Below are 12,709 nucleotides of genomic sequence, written 5' to 3'. Positions count from 1 at the left end.
CTGCGGGTGACTCCCGTCCCGGGTTAGGTTGTCCGGGCCGGACCGGTCGACCGCCATCCAGCCGGATGGCGCCGGGCCGGTGTCGCCGGGGCCGAAAGCCGGCCCGGCGACCGTGGGAGAGGAGTCTTCCGCTCTTGTCGTCCTTACGGATCCTGCTGCGCTCGCTGGCGGTCGCCGGCCTCTCGGCCGCGCTGCTCGCCCCGGCGTCGGTGGCTCGGGCCGAGCCCACCCCCGCCGAGCTGACGAAGCAGATCGAGAAGTCCTCGACTGAGCTGGAGCGAATCGTCGAGTCCTACAACAAGCTCAACGAGGAAATCAAGGCCAACAAGGCCACGGCGGCCACGTTGCAGGCCAAGATCGGCCCGATGCAGGCACAGACCGAGAAGAGCCGCGCCGACGTCAGCCAGATCGCCGTCACCGCGTACAAGACCGGGGGGCTGCGGACCGCCGAGGCCCTGCTCGAGCAGGGCGGGTCCAACTCGGTGACCGACCGACTGAGCACCCTGGACCAGCTGACCCGGCAGCGTCAGGCGACCATCGCCGGCTTCACCACCAGTCAGCGCAAGCTGATCGACGAGAAGACCCGGCTGGACGCCACACTGGCCCAGGAGGCCGCCCAGGCCAGGCAGCTCGCCGCCGGCAAGCAGAAGATCCAGGCCGACCTGGCGCGCCTCTACGAGCTGCGCCGGCAGGCGTACGGGCGGGCCACCGAGGCGCCGCCGAGGACCAGCTCAGCCGGCAGCGCCCCGGCCATCGCCGGCTCAGCCGGGGTCGCGGTCCGGTACGCGTACGGCGCGATCGGCAAGCCGTACGTCTGGGGCGCCGACGGTCCCGACGGGTACGACTGCTCGGGGCTGACGCTGGCCGCCTGGCGGGCGGCCGGGAAGTCCCTGCCGCACAACGCGGCGATGCAGTGGGACGCCACCTCGCGGGTCAGCCGGAGTTCGTTGCAACCGGGTGACCTGGTCTTCTACTCCGGCCTGGGGCACGTCGCCTTCTACGTGGGCGGCGGTCAGGTGATCGACGCGCCCAGCGCGGGCCGCAACGTCAGCAAGCGGGACATGGACATGATGTCCATCGCCGGCTACGGGCGGGTGCGCTGACCCGACACGACGAACGGCCGGCGTCCCCCTATCGGACGCCGGCCGTTCGTGTTGTCAATTCTTACCCAGCTCAGGCCGCCTGCAGACCCTCGGACCTGGCCAGCTCGCGGAGCCGGCCGAGGGCCTGGATCTCCAGCTGGCGGATCCGCTCCCGGGAGAGCGAGAACCGCGACGCCACCTCGGTCAGCGAGTGCTCGCGACCGTCCTCCAGGCCGTAGCGCGCCCGCATGATGCCGGCGGACCGGTCGTCGAGGTGGTTGAGCAGACCCTCGATCCGCTGCCGCTCCAGGCCGGTGAGGACGATGTCCTCCGGCGAGGGGGCGTCGCTGTCGGCGACCAGGTCGCCGAGGCTGGTGTCGCCGTCGTCGCCCACCGGAGTGTCCAGCGAGACGGTGTCCTGCGACCAGCGGCGAAGCTCGTTGACCCGCTCGACGGTGACCCCGAGGGCCGCCGCGATCTGCTCCGGCTCCGGGTCGCTGCCCAGCTCACGGGTGAGCTGACGGGCCACGTTGCGCATCCGGTTGACGTCCTCCACCAGGTGCACGGGCAGTCGCACGGTGCGCTCCTGCTGGGCGATCGCCCGGCTGATCGCCTGACGGATCCACCACGTGGCGTAGGTGGAGAACTTGTAGCCGCGCTCGTAGTCGAACTTCTCGACCGCCCGGACCAGGCCGGTGTTGCCCTCCTGGATCAGGTCCAGCATGGGCATCCCGGACCGCACGTAGCGTCGGGCGATCGACACGACCAGTCGCAGGTTCGCACGGATGAAGAGATCCTTCGCCCGCTCACCCTCGACGACCAGCCGCTCCAGGTCCTCCCGGTCGACGCCGTCGGGCACCTGGCCCTCGCCGAGCAGGTGCTCGGCGTAGAGGCCGGCCTCGATCGCCTTGGAGAGGTCGACCTCCTTGGCGGCGTCCAGCAGCGGCGTACGGGAGATCTCGTGCAGGTAGACGCCGACCAGGTCGCGCTCCTCGGCAACCTCGTCGGTTCGCATGCCGATGTTCTTGTCCACGGTGCCCACGGTCCCCTCGCTCGCGCCGGTTGCCCGGTTCCTTGCCATCCCCACGTCCATCAGCCCTCCCCCGTAACTTCCGCTGTGCCCACCGGTGCTGACACCTACACAACAGATGAGACGTGTCGGGGATTCCATGTCGTGAGTCGAAAGTGTCACGAATGCCTGAGTAGTAGCTGAGAGCCCGGTCCATGTTTGCTGTCAGGACCCGATGATCGACTCGACTGCCGCTCCGGGAACACAGCGACGGATCAGCGGAATCGTCGTGCGTCCACGAAATCGCACCATTGCGAATTCCAAGAACACAGCGACCCGCGTCACCGCCTCAATGCGATCCTGGTCACTGCCAGATACGCGTCGGTGGACCGGTCGGTTCAGCCACGGGTGAGGATTACCCCACCCCTCGATGAACAATCCGCAGCGCGAAAGACGTCCCGGACGCGGCGTGACGCGCGTCGCAGCGGGGCGGGGCCGGGGGACGGCCCGGAGGCCGGGGGTCAGGAGGCGAGCAGGTCCAGCGCGTCGCGCACCTGGTCGGCGGAGCGGGCCAGGGCGGCCCGGGCGGCGGAGACCTCGGCGCCGGAGACGAGAGAGACGAGGGCGGTCTTCAGGTCGCCGTCGGCCTCGTGCAGCGCCCGCCGGCAGACCTCCTCGGCGCAGCCGGTGGCCTCCATCAGGATCGAGATCATTCGGCCACGCAGCTTCGCGTTGGTGGCCACCATGTCGATCATCAGGTTGGAGTAGACCCGGCCGAGTCGCACCATCACGGCGGTGGAGAACGTGTTGAGCACCAACTTCTGCGCGGTGCCCGCCTTCATCCGGGTCGACCCGGTGACGACCTCCGGCCCGGTGTCCACGCCGATGAAGACGTCCACCGACGAGGCGGCCTCGGCCTCCGGATTGGCGCAGAGCAGCACGGTCGCGGCCCCCTGGGCCCGGGACGTGGCGAGCGCCCCGAGGACGTACGGGGTGCGCCCGCTGGCGGCCAGTCCGACCACCAGGTCGCCGGGGCGTACGCACTCGGCGGCCTCGGCCGCGCCGGCCCGGTCGTCGTCCTCGGCGTCCTCGACGGCGCGCCACATCGCGTCGGGGCCGCCAGCCAGGTGGGAGCAGAACCAGTGCTGCGGCGAGTTGAAGGTGGGGGCCAGCTCGGCCGCGTCCAGGACACCCAGCCGCCCCGAGGTGCCGGCGCCGAAGTAGTGCACCCGGTGCCCGCCGCGCAGCGCCGCGACCGCCAGGTCGACGGTCTCCGCGATCTCGTCGAGGACGGCGGCCACCGCGGCCGGGACCCGCCGGTCCGCGTCGTTGATGACGGTGAGGACGTCCCGGGTCGACATCAGGTCGAGGTCGACGCTGTGCGGGTTGCGGCGCTCGGTCGGCGCGCCGACGCGCACCACCGGCCGGACCGCGGCCAACTCGTCCCGCTCCACCCGGCCGGCGGTCATCCGCGCCTCCGCGTCGCGCCCACCCGGTGCGACTGGACCGCCGCGGCGGTCGCCTCCAGGGCCTTCTTGGCCCTGGCCCGGTTGCGCGCCGCCACCCCGACGAAGAGGCAGTCGACCACGGTGAGCTGGGCCAGCCGGCTGGCCATCGCGCCGGACCGGTAGGTGGTCTCCCGAGCCGCGGTGGTGAGCACGAAGTCGGCCACCTCGGTGATCGGCGACCGGGGGAAGTTGGTCAGGGCGACCGTGGTGGCGCCCCGCGCCCGTGCCTGCTCCAGCACCTCGATCACGTCGGAGGTGGTGCCGGTGTGCGAGATGCCGACCGCGACGTCGCCCCGACCGAGCAGGGCGGCCGAGGTGAGCGCGGTGTGCACGTCCGGGAAGTAGAAGGCGGTGCGGCCGATGCGGTGCAGCTTCTGCTGGAAGTCGGACGCGACGAAGCCGCTGGCGCCCGCGCCGTACACGTCGATCCGGCCGGCCCCACCGATCGCCTCGACGACCTGCTCGCAGATGGCCGGGTCGAGCTGCTCGGCGGTCTCCTCGACGGCCCGTGCGTCGTTGAACGCGATGGTCGCGATGATCTGCGCGAGGTCGGCGCCGGGCGGGATGTCACCGCCGACCACCCGGGCGTCGGGCGGCTCGATCCGGCGGGCCGCCTCGGCGGCGAGCCGGATCCGCAGCTGTGGATAGCCGTCCATGCCCACCGACCGGCAGAACCGGATGACGGTCGCCTCGGAGGTCTCGGCGGCGGTGGCGAGGTCGGTGATCGTGCGCCGGGCGGCGTCCGCCGGATTGGCGACGACCAGCCGGGCGACCCGCTGTTCGGCCGGGGACAGCGACGGGAGCAGGCCACTGATGTGGACGATCAGTCCACCTGGCTCGTGACTCGCAGAAATCTTCGGACTCTTCGCCACGGATGAAACTTACTTTCATGAGGCGTGAGCGTCAACCATCACCGCGCGTATCCGGAAAAGTACCCCGCTCCGGACGGGGCCTCTGCGGCAAGGGTGCCATTCCCCCAGCCCCGGCCGCCTCATCCGGTCCGGCCGACTCCACCGTGCCGGCCGGCGCGGCGATCGGCCGTCGTGCACGTCCAACCGGCCGGACGGCCAGCCCGGCCCGCCGGTCGGCGGGCCGCCACGGTGCCCCCGGCCCCGGCCGGCGGCAGCCGGCGGTTAGCGTGGGGCCATGGCGGAGCGCAGTGTGCTGGTCACCGGAGGCACGGGCGGGCTGGGCGGGGCGGTCACCGCCGCGTTCCTTCGAGCCGGCTGGCGGGTGGTCGTACCGGGGCGGGAAGGCGCGGCGACGGACCCGGCGGGGGCCGGTCCGGTCCGGCTCACCGCGGACCTGCTCGAGCCGGCCGGGGCGGCCCGGGCCGTCGAGCTGGCCACCGCCGACCCCGCCGCGCCACTGCGCGCCGTGGTCAACCTCGTCGGCGGGTACGCCAGCGGCGGGCTGGTGCACGAGACGCCGGTCGAGGAGTTCGAGCGGATGCTCCGGATCAACCTGCGCCCGACGTACCTGGTCACCCAGGCGGCGCTGCCGCACCTGGTCGCCGCCGGCGGCGGCGCGGTGGTCTGCGTCTCGGCCCGGGCCGCGGTGGCGCCCTTCCCCGGCGCCGCGGGCTACGCCACCGCCAAGGCCGCTGTGCTGGCCTTCGCCAACGCGGTGGCGGTGGAGTACCGGCCACGCGGGGTGCGGTGCAACACGGTCCTGCCCAGCGTGATCGACACCCCGGCCAACCGCGCCGCCCAGCCGGACGCCGACCACCGGCGCTGGGTCTCCCCCGCGGAGATCGCCGGGGTGATCCGCTTCCTGGCCTCCGACGAGTCGGCGCCGACCAGCGGCGCCAGCATCCCGGTCTACGGCCGGGCCTGAGCCGGCACCGGACCGGCCGGCGCCGTGCCGCCGGGCGGTGGCTTCGCCGGCAGCCACTCGGTGAGGTGGGCCCGGATCCGGCGGGAGACCTCGTCCGGGGAGCCGCCCGCGTCGACGACCACGAAACTCTCGTACTCGGGCAACGTCCGGTACGCGGTGGCGGCCGCGGCGAGCCAGCGCATGCTCTCGTGGTCGGTGCCGCGCTGCTCGATCCGCCGGTACGCCTCGGCCGGGTCCACGGTGAGCAGGAAGGTCACCCGCGGCGCCGGGAAGAGGCGGTAGCCCGCCCGCGCCAGCCGTTCCCAGCGCTGCCCGCCGTGCGCCCGGATGCTCGCGTACTGGCAGGCGGAGTAGCGGTCCATCACCGCGGTCCGGCCGGTGACCAGGCAGGTCAGCAGGGCGAGGGCGATGGCGAGCCAGCGGAGCGCGGACTCGACCGCGAGCATCCCGTTGCGCCCGACGAGCCGCTGAGCGTCCGGACGGCCGAGCCGGTGGGCGAGCCGGCCGAGCCACCGGCGGCCGCCGGCGTTGCGATGGTAGGTGGCCGGATGGCCGGCCGCGCGGAGCGCCTCGGCGAGCCGGTGCGCCTGGGTGGTCTTGCCCGAGCCATCGATGCCGATCAGGGCGATGGTGCGCAGTGGGGCCCTGCCGCGCCACGCCCGCAGTGATCTGGCCACCTTCCCGAGGTTAACCGACCCGCGCTCACCATCCGGCGATTTGTCCCTTTCCGTACCCGTCGGCGCCACGCCGTGTCACCGCCAGGTGTGGCCGACCGGATTGCCGGGTACGCAACTTCATTCCCACCGCCATGACGACGACGGGAGACCCAGATGGCCGAGCGCGGGGACGAGACCCTGGTCCACACGCTGAAGAAGGTCGCCGCCGTGCTCAAGCAGTCCGAGATCCCGTTCGCCCTCGGCGGGAGCTTCGCCGTGTACGCCCACGGGGGCCACTCCAGCGACCACGACGTCGACTTCCTGCTCCGCGGGCAGGACGTGGACCGGGCCCTGGAGGCCCTGGTCGCGGCCGGCTTCAGCGCCGAGCGGCCGCCCGAGGACTGGCTGGTCAAGGTCTACGACGAGGGGCGGATGGTGGACCTGATCCACCGGCCGATCGAGACCCCGGTGACCGAGGACACCTTCGCCGACACCATCGTGCGCCCGGTCGACGCGATCCACATGCCGGTGCTCTCGGCGACCCAGCTCATGGTGCACAAGCTGCTCAGCTTCTCCCAGCACTACTGCGACTTCGCCCGCGCCCTGCCGCTCGCCCGCTCGCTGCGGGAACAGATCGACTGGGAACGGGTACGGAAGGAGACGCAGCACTCGCCGTACGCGGAGGCGTTCCTGGTGCTGCTCGACCGGCTGGACGTGATGCCGCCCGGCGGCACACCCGGAGGAAGGGAGACACCGTGACCGAGGAGCACGGCGGCGCGCCGCCCGACGAGTACGTCGAGGCGGAGATCCACCGGCTGCTGGCCGAGGATCCGGCCGTCGCCGAGCAGGGGATCACCGTGGTCCACCGCGAGCGGGGCCTGGTCCTCTACGGCGAGGTGGAGAGCCCGCACCGGCGCGAGGAGATCCTCCGCCGGGTGGCCGAGCGGTTTCCCGACATCCCGATCACCATCGATATCGGGGTGATCCGGGCGCAGGCGCCCAGCCAGGTGGAGGAGCTGCCGTGAGGGAGGTTGCACCGTGATCCGGATCGCCGCCGTCGGCGACGTGCACCTGGACGAGGACGTGGTCGGCCGGTTCCGGCCGGCCCTGGAGGAACTGCCCGACTGCGCCGACGTGCTGCTGCTCGCCGGTGACCTGACCCGGCACGGCACCGAGTCCGAGGCGCGCTGCGTGGCGCAGGAGTTCGGCGGACTGGGCGTACCGGTGATCACCGTGCTCGGCAACCACGACCACCAGTGCGACCAGGTGCCGCAGGTGGTCAAGGTGCTGTCCGACGCCGGCATCACCGTGCTGGAGGGGACCGGGACGGTGCTGGAGTGCCCCGCCGGACGGCTCGGCGTGGCCGGGGCGAAGGGCTTCGGCGGAGGCTTCGCCGGGCGGTGCGCCAGCGACTTCGGCGAGCCGGAGATGAAGGCGTTCGTCCGGACCACCAACGAGAGCGCGGACGCGCTCGGCGAGGCGCTCCGCGAGCTGGACTGCGACCTGCTGGTCGCGCTCACCCACTACTCCCCCGTGCCCGACACGCTGGCCGGCGAGCCGCTGGAGATCTACCCGTTCCTCGGGTCGTACCAGTTGGGGCAGGCGATCGACTCGGCGCCGACCGCGCTGGCCCTGCACGGGCACGCCCACCACGGCACCGAGCGGGGCACCACCCCGGGCGGGGTACGGGTCCGCAACGTCGCCCACCCCGTGATCAAGCAGGCGTACAGCATCTTCCACCTGGGAGATCATCTGGTCGGGTGACCCAGGTTTCCGGGCGCGGATGGCCGGGTACTCAGCGGCCATGGAGCTGATTCTCTGGATTATCGCAGTCGTACTCGTGGTCGCCGGCATCCTCGCGCTGTTCCGCCGGCAGATCCTGTGGGGCATCGTCCTCATCGTGGTCGGTCTTCTGGTCGGCCCGGGTGGCGTCAGCATCTTCAGTTAGACGCCGGTTCCGCACCACCCCTGAGACCCGCCGGGGTCGTCGGGTCCGGAGCTCCGTCCTCCCAGACAGGAGAATCCGGACACGACGACCCCGGCGTCGTGCTGAGGTGGTACGGAGGGGCCCCGGTAACGCCTCAGGCATATCAGGGGCCCCTATTGACAGCGCGCGTCAGCAGCGGGGGACGTTCGGGATGTAGCCGTCGTAGCCGGTGTGCACGTACGCGTCGGAGACGTACCGGCCGGTGCCGATCCGGTCCCAGATCGAGCTGGTGCCGTAGGTGCCGGTGACCGTGGTGCCGGAGGTCTGGCAGTAGATCGTCACAGTGGCGCCGTCGGCGACCGAGCCGACCGCGCTGTAGCCGGTGCCCGGCCCGGAGCGGACGGTCAGGTCCGCGCCGGCGGTGTTCACCGTGCCGGTGGCGGTGGTCGAGGAGCAGTTGTTGTCGCTGGTGTACGTCTTGGTGCCCCAGTAGAGCGCGAGCGCGCCGTTGAATCGCGCCTGGATGTCGTTGCCGTTGAGCCGCTGCTCGTAGTGCAGGTGCGGGCCGGTGGAGCCGCCGGTGCTGCCCACCCAGCCGATCACCTTGCCGTAGCCGACGCTCTGGCCGACCGAGACGTTGAAGCCGTTGAGGTGGGCGTAGTAGGTGGTGTAGCCGCCGCCGTGGTCGATCCGGACGTACTTGCCGTAGCTGGTGCCGCCGAGGTCGGTGACCCGGTCGACCGTGCCCGCGGCGCTGGCCACCACCGGGTCGCCCAGGTCGTCGGTGCGGTTGAAGTCGATCGCGTACGCCGGGCTGTGGTCGGAGCGGGTCTGCCCGGACCAGGACTGGCCGCACGGGAAGGGCACCTTGAAGGTCGGCGCGGCCATCGCCGGGGCCGCGGGTACCAGGGTCATCGCGACCAGCAGGCCGGCCGCGGCGAGGCTGAACCACCGTCTGCGCATCCAGCGCCTCCAATGTTGAAATCCTTCGATGCCGTGCGTCGAGCGTGACAGAAAGTTCCATTGATCGGAAGGGGCGCGGCGCTGCGGGAAGCACAGCGCGTGGGAGCGCGCCCACGGCCGGTGAGCGGGTTTCGGGATTGTTACCGGGCCGTGTCCGCCAGGGGGTGGACTCCGGATGATGCAAGCGCTTACATGTGGGGACGACCATCGGACCGGCGCGGGTTCGATTCCCCCACGCGCCGGCAAGGAAGGAGATCGGCATGGCGTTTGCCAGATCACGCCAGGCTCTCGCGATCGCCGGCGTACTGGGGCTGGCGCTCGGCGCCACCGCCTGCGGCACCGGCAACGACAAGAAGAGCAGCAAGGCGAGCTCCCCGGAGTGCGCCGCATACGAGAAGTACCAGGGTCACGACGGCAAGAAGGTCACGATCTACTCGTCGATCCGGGACATCGAGGCCGACCGCCTCGCGCAGTCCTGGAAGCAGTTCGAGGACTGCACCGGCATCAAGATCGACCACGAGGGCAGCGGCGAGTTCGAGGCCCAGCTGGGTGTCCGGGTCGACGGCGGCAACGCCCCCGACCTGGCCTTCATCCCGCAGCCGGGTCTGCTCAAGCGGTTCGCCGACTCGGGCAAGCTCAAGCCGGCCGGCGCCGACACCAAGGCCATGGCGGAGCAGAACTACTCCCCCGACTGGCTGAAGTACAGCACCGTCGACGGCAAGTTCTACGGCGCCCCGCTCGGCTCCAACGTGAAGTCCTTCGTGTGGTACTCGCCGAAGACCTTCAAGGAGAAGGGCTGGACCGTCCCGACCACCTGGGACGAGCTCATCCAGCTGAGCGACAAGATCGCGGCGAGCGGCACCAAGCCGTGGTGCGCGGGCATCGAGTCCGGTGACGCCACCGGCTGGCCGGCCACCGACTGGATCGAGGACCTGATGCTGCGCACGCAGGGTCCCGAGGTCTACGACCAGTGGACCACCCACGGCATCCCGTTCAACGACCCGAAGGTCGCCGACGCGGTCGACAAGGCCGGCACCATCCTCAAGAACGACAAGTACGTCAACGGCGGCTTCGGCGGGGTGAAGAGCATCGCCACCACCTCCTTCCAGGAGGCCGGCACGCCGATCACCAGCGGCAAGTGCGCCCTGCACCGGCAGGCGTCCTTCTACGCCAACCAGTGGCCGCAGGGCACCAAGGTGGCCGAGGACGGCGACGTCTTCGCGTTCTACTTCCCGGCCATCGACCCGGCCAAGGGCAAGCCGGTGCTCGGCGGCGGCGAGTTCGTCGCGGCCTTCGCCGACCGTCCCGAGGTCCAGGCGGTCCAGACCTACCTGGCCTCCGGCGAGTACGCCAACAGCCGGGCCAAGATCGGTGACTGGGTGTCGGCGAACAAGAAGCTCGACATCAACAACGTGCCGAACCCGGTGGACAAGCTCTCCGTCCAGATCCTGCAGGACCCGAAGACCGTCTTCCGCTTCGACGGCTCGGACCTGATGCCGGCCGCGGTCGGCGCGGGCACCTTCTGGAAGGGCATGGTCGACTGGATCAACGGCAAGGACACCACCACGGTGCTCAACGGCATCGAGGCCAGCTGGAAGTGATCTGAGGCGGCGGCCCTGCCCGCACCCGCGGGCCGGGCCGCCGCCCCCGACCGAACCCTTGAAGGAGGGTCGATGGAGTTCGACTTCGCGGAGGAACAGCCCAAGTTCCTCATGCTGATGTACGGGCTGATCGCTTTCGTCGTGGTGGTGGGCGGTCTGCTCCTGCTCCTCGACGTCGTGCCGGCCTGGTTCGCCCGCCGCCGCGAGGCGCAGCTGATCGCCGCCTCGGCGAACGGCGTCCCGCTGCCCCGCCGACGCAAGCCGCGGGAGGGGCTCTTCGCCCTCTTCTTCCTGCTGCCGACGCTGCTGCTGCTCACGATCGGGCTGGTGGTGCCGGCTATCCGCACCACGCTGCTCTCGTTCATGGACAAGGGCAGCAACGACTGGGTGGGCCTGACCAACTACAGCTGGATGTTCTCCGAGGGCTCGATCATCCGGGTGCTGGTCAACACCCTGATCTGGGTGCTTCTGGTCCCGCTGGTGGCCACCTCCTTCGGCCTGCTCTACGCCATCATGGTGGACAAGGCCCGGTTCGAGGCGGTCGCCAAGTCCCTGATCTTCCTGCCGATGGCCATCTCATTCGTCGGTGCCACCATCATCTGGAAGTTCGTCTACGCCTACCGGGGCGACGGTCAGGAGCAGATCGGTCTGCTCAACCAGATCGTGGTCGGCCTCGGCGGCGAGCCGAAGCAGTGGCTGCTGGAATCGCCGCTGAACACCTTCCTGCTCATCGTGATCATGGTCTGGATCCAGGCCGGCTTCGCCATGGTGGTGCTCTCCGCCGCGATCAAGGCCATCCCGGCGGACATCGTCGAGGCCGCCCGGCTCGACGGGGTCACCCCGTGGCAGATGTTCTGGCAGATCACCATGCCGAGCATCCGGCCAGCGCTGATCGTGGTGGTGGTGACGCTGTCGATCGCCACGCTCAAGGTCTTCGACATCGTCCGGACCGCGACCAACGGCAACTACGACACCAGCGTCATCGCGACCGAGATGTACAACCACGCGTTCCGGTACGGCGAGAACGGCCAGGGTTCGGCCCTGGCGGTCTTCCTCTTCGTCCTGGTCATCCCGATCGTGATCTACCAGATCCGCAACCTGCGTCAGCAGCGGGAGGGCTGAGATGACCACCGCCACGCCCACCGTTCCGGCCGGCACCCAGGCCACCGAGAAGACCACCGTCGCGGGCCGGGTCCGCAAGCGGCTGAACAGCCGTACGGCCACGCTCGTCTCGATCGTCATCGCACTGCTCTGGACCATCCCCACCTTCGGTCTCTTCATCTCGTCGTTCCGGCCGGAGAACGACATCAAGAGCACCGGCTGGTGGACGTTCTTCACCAACCCGCAGTTCACCCTGGAGAACTACCAGGAGGTGCTCTTCAGCTCCTCCTCCTCGTCGGGTCAGCTCGCCAGCTACTTCATCAACTCGCTGGCGATCACCATCCCGTCGGTGCTCTTCCCGATCGCCTTCGCCTCGCTGGCCGCGTACGCGCTGGCCTGGATCAACTTCAAGGGCCGGGACTTGCTCTACATCGCGATCTTCGCGTTGCAGATCGTGCCGCTGCAGATGGCCCTGGTGCCGCTGCTGAAGTTCTTCTCCACCGGCGTCACCATCGCCGGCGTCACCGTGCTCCCCGCATGGGATCTCGTCGACGAGCAGAAGTTCGCGCAGGTGTGGTTCGCGCACACCTGCTTCGCGCTTCCGTTCGCCGTCTACCTGCTGCACAACTTCATCTCGCAGCTGCCCAGGGACCTGATGGAGGCGGCCCGGGTCGACGGGGCCACCCACCCCAAGATCTTCCGCACCATCGTCCTGCCGCTGATCACCCCGGCCCTGGCGGCGCTCGGCATCTTCCAGTTCCTCTGGGTCTGGAACGACCTGCTGGTCGCGCTGATCTTTGCCGGGGGCACCAGCGAGACCGCCCCGCTCACCGTCCGGTTGGCCGAGATGGCCGGCACCCGGGGCAACGAGTGGCAGCGGCTCACGGCCGGCGCGTTCGTGTCGATCGTCGTACCGCTGACCGTCTTCCTGTCCCTCCAGCGCTACTTCGTGCGCGGCCTGCTCGCCGGCAGCGTCAAGGGCTGACCCGTCGGTCCGCCGCCGCCGGTCCCCGGCGGCGGCGGCCG

General features: G+C 70.6%; 13 protein-coding genes and 1 pseudogene. 9 read left to right on the top strand and 5 right to left on the bottom strand.

The window, feature by feature from the left end:
* Window positions 1-134: 134 nt before the first annotated feature.
* Window positions 135-1,103, top strand: a complete 969-nt coding sequence (locus tag OG799_RS35020; protein ID WP_406041561.1) for an NlpC/P60 family protein — start codon at window positions 135-137, stop codon at window positions 1,101-1,103.
* A 70-nt stretch (window positions 1,104-1,173) separates the two neighbouring features.
* Here the strand turns inward: OG799_RS35020 and OG799_RS35015 are convergent, their stop codons facing one another.
* The 3 genes from OG799_RS35015 to OG799_RS35005 all read right to left on the bottom strand — a co-directional run bounded on the left by OG799_RS35015 (window position 1,174) and on the right by OG799_RS35005 (window position 4,471).
* Entirely contained in the window at window positions 1,174-2,163 is a 990-nt protein-coding gene (locus OG799_RS35015) for an RNA polymerase sigma factor RpoD/SigA (protein WP_406041559.1), read from the bottom strand.
* Between the two features lie 449 nt (window positions 2,164-2,612).
* Window positions 2,613-3,560, bottom strand: a complete 948-nt coding sequence (gene murQ, locus OG799_RS35010) for an N-acetylmuramic acid 6-phosphate etherase (RefSeq protein ID WP_406041557.1) — start codon at window positions 3,558-3,560, stop codon at window positions 2,613-2,615.
* On the bottom strand, window positions 3,557-4,471 hold the full coding sequence (locus tag OG799_RS35005; RefSeq protein WP_406041555.1) for a MurR/RpiR family transcriptional regulator: 915 nt from the start codon (window positions 4,469-4,471) through the stop codon (window positions 3,557-3,559). The genes murQ and OG799_RS35005 overlap by 4 nt, the downstream gene beginning before the upstream one ends.
* 274 nt (window positions 4,472-4,745) lie before the next feature.
* On the opposite strand from OG799_RS35005, the gene OG799_RS35000 reads away from it, so the two are divergent.
* Complete coding sequence (locus OG799_RS35000; protein WP_406041553.1) at window positions 4,746-5,435, top strand: SDR family NAD(P)-dependent oxidoreductase; 690 nt, start codon at window positions 4,746-4,748, stop codon at window positions 5,433-5,435.
* On the opposite strand, the gene OG799_RS34995 is transcribed toward OG799_RS35000, so the two are convergent.
* Window positions 5,420-6,112, bottom strand: coding sequence for a dTMP kinase (locus OG799_RS34995; protein ID WP_406041551.1), 693 nt, complete (start codon window positions 6,110-6,112; stop codon window positions 5,420-5,422). The genes OG799_RS35000 and OG799_RS34995 overlap by 16 nt on opposite strands.
* Before the next feature lie 153 nt (window positions 6,113-6,265).
* Between OG799_RS34995 and OG799_RS34990 the strand changes: the two genes are divergently transcribed.
* From OG799_RS34990 to OG799_RS34975, 4 genes and pseudogenes are all read left to right on the top strand, one after another.
* Window positions 6,266-6,850 (top strand): nucleotidyltransferase family protein, encoded by a 585-nt coding sequence (locus tag OG799_RS34990; RefSeq protein ID WP_406041549.1) that lies wholly within the window; start codon window positions 6,266-6,268, stop codon window positions 6,848-6,850.
* On the top strand, window positions 6,847-7,116 hold the full coding sequence (locus OG799_RS34985; protein ID WP_406041547.1) for a hypothetical protein: 270 nt from the start codon (window positions 6,847-6,849) through the stop codon (window positions 7,114-7,116). Before OG799_RS34990 ends, OG799_RS34985 begins: the two co-directional genes overlap by 4 nt.
* Window positions 7,117-7,129: 13 nt before the next feature.
* Window positions 7,130-7,905 (top strand): annotated as a pseudogene (locus OG799_RS34980) (metallophosphoesterase).
* Window positions 7,896-8,039 carry a GPGG-motif small membrane protein gene (locus tag OG799_RS34975; RefSeq protein WP_165440126.1) on the top strand — a complete coding sequence of 48 codons (144 nt, stop codon included), beginning with the start codon at window positions 7,896-7,898 and terminating at the stop codon, window positions 8,037-8,039. The pseudogene OG799_RS34980 and the gene OG799_RS34975 overlap by 10 nt, the downstream one beginning before the upstream one ends.
* 168 nt (window positions 8,040-8,207) lie before the next feature.
* On the opposite strand, the gene OG799_RS34970 is transcribed toward OG799_RS34975, so the two are convergent.
* Window positions 8,208-8,981, bottom strand: a complete 774-nt coding sequence (locus OG799_RS34970) for a peptidoglycan DD-metalloendopeptidase family protein (protein ID WP_406041544.1) — start codon at window positions 8,979-8,981, stop codon at window positions 8,208-8,210.
* 260 nt (window positions 8,982-9,241) lie between these two features.
* Between OG799_RS34970 and OG799_RS34965 the strand changes: the two genes are divergently transcribed.
* The 3 genes from OG799_RS34965 (at window position 9,242) to OG799_RS34955 (ending at window position 12,668) form a co-directional block, all read left to right on the top strand.
* On the top strand, window positions 9,242-10,582 hold the full coding sequence (locus tag OG799_RS34965; protein WP_406041542.1) for an ABC transporter substrate-binding protein: 1,341 nt from the start codon (window positions 9,242-9,244) through the stop codon (window positions 10,580-10,582).
* Window positions 10,583-10,654: 72 nt separating this feature from the next.
* On the top strand, window positions 10,655-11,704 hold the full coding sequence (locus OG799_RS34960; protein WP_406041540.1) for a carbohydrate ABC transporter permease: 1,050 nt from the start codon (window positions 10,655-10,657) through the stop codon (window positions 11,702-11,704).
* A gap of 1 nt (window position 11,705) precedes the next feature.
* A complete protein-coding gene (locus OG799_RS34955) occupies window positions 11,706-12,668 on the top strand; it encodes a carbohydrate ABC transporter permease (protein ID WP_406041538.1) in 963 nt (320 codons plus the stop codon).
* Window positions 12,669-12,709: the final 41 nt, after the last annotated feature.

It is taken from the genome of Micromonospora sp. NBC_00898 (assembly GCF_045207895.1).
Lineage (GTDB): Bacteria > Actinomycetota > Actinomycetes > Mycobacteriales > Micromonosporaceae > Micromonospora.
The sequence above is the reverse complement of the archived record's forward strand: the minus strand, read 5'-3'. Positions and strand labels throughout refer to the sequence as shown.

What these genes read in the sequence shown, in the direction of transcription:
- OG799_RS34990 (WP_406041549.1), top strand. Translation starts at nt 6,266, where the DNA reads ATGGCCGAGCGCGGGGACGAGACCCTGGTCCACACGCTGAAGAAGGTC.
- murQ (WP_406041557.1), bottom strand. Translation starts at nt 3,560, where the DNA reads ATGACCGCCGGCCGGGTGGAGCGGGACGAGTTGGCCGCGGTCCGGCCG.
- OG799_RS35000 (WP_406041553.1), top strand. Translation starts at nt 4,746, where the DNA reads ATGGCGGAGCGCAGTGTGCTGGTCACCGGAGGCACGGGCGGGCTGGGC.
- OG799_RS34955 (WP_406041538.1), top strand. Translation starts at nt 11,706, where the DNA reads ATGACCACCGCCACGCCCACCGTTCCGGCCGGCACCCAGGCCACCGAG.
- OG799_RS35015 (WP_406041559.1), bottom strand. Translation starts at nt 2,163, where the DNA reads ATGGCAAGGAACCGGGCAACCGGCGCGAGCGAGGGGACCGTGGGCACC.
- OG799_RS34960 (WP_406041540.1), top strand. Translation starts at nt 10,655, where the DNA reads ATGGAGTTCGACTTCGCGGAGGAACAGCCCAAGTTCCTCATGCTGATG.
- OG799_RS34965 (WP_406041542.1), top strand. Translation starts at nt 9,242, where the DNA reads ATGGCGTTTGCCAGATCACGCCAGGCTCTCGCGATCGCCGGCGTACTG.
- OG799_RS34975 (WP_165440126.1), top strand. Translation starts at nt 7,896, where the DNA reads ATGGAGCTGATTCTCTGGATTATCGCAGTCGTACTCGTGGTCGCCGGC.
- OG799_RS34970 (WP_406041544.1), bottom strand. Translation starts at nt 8,981, where the DNA reads ATGCGCAGACGGTGGTTCAGCCTCGCCGCGGCCGGCCTGCTGGTCGCG.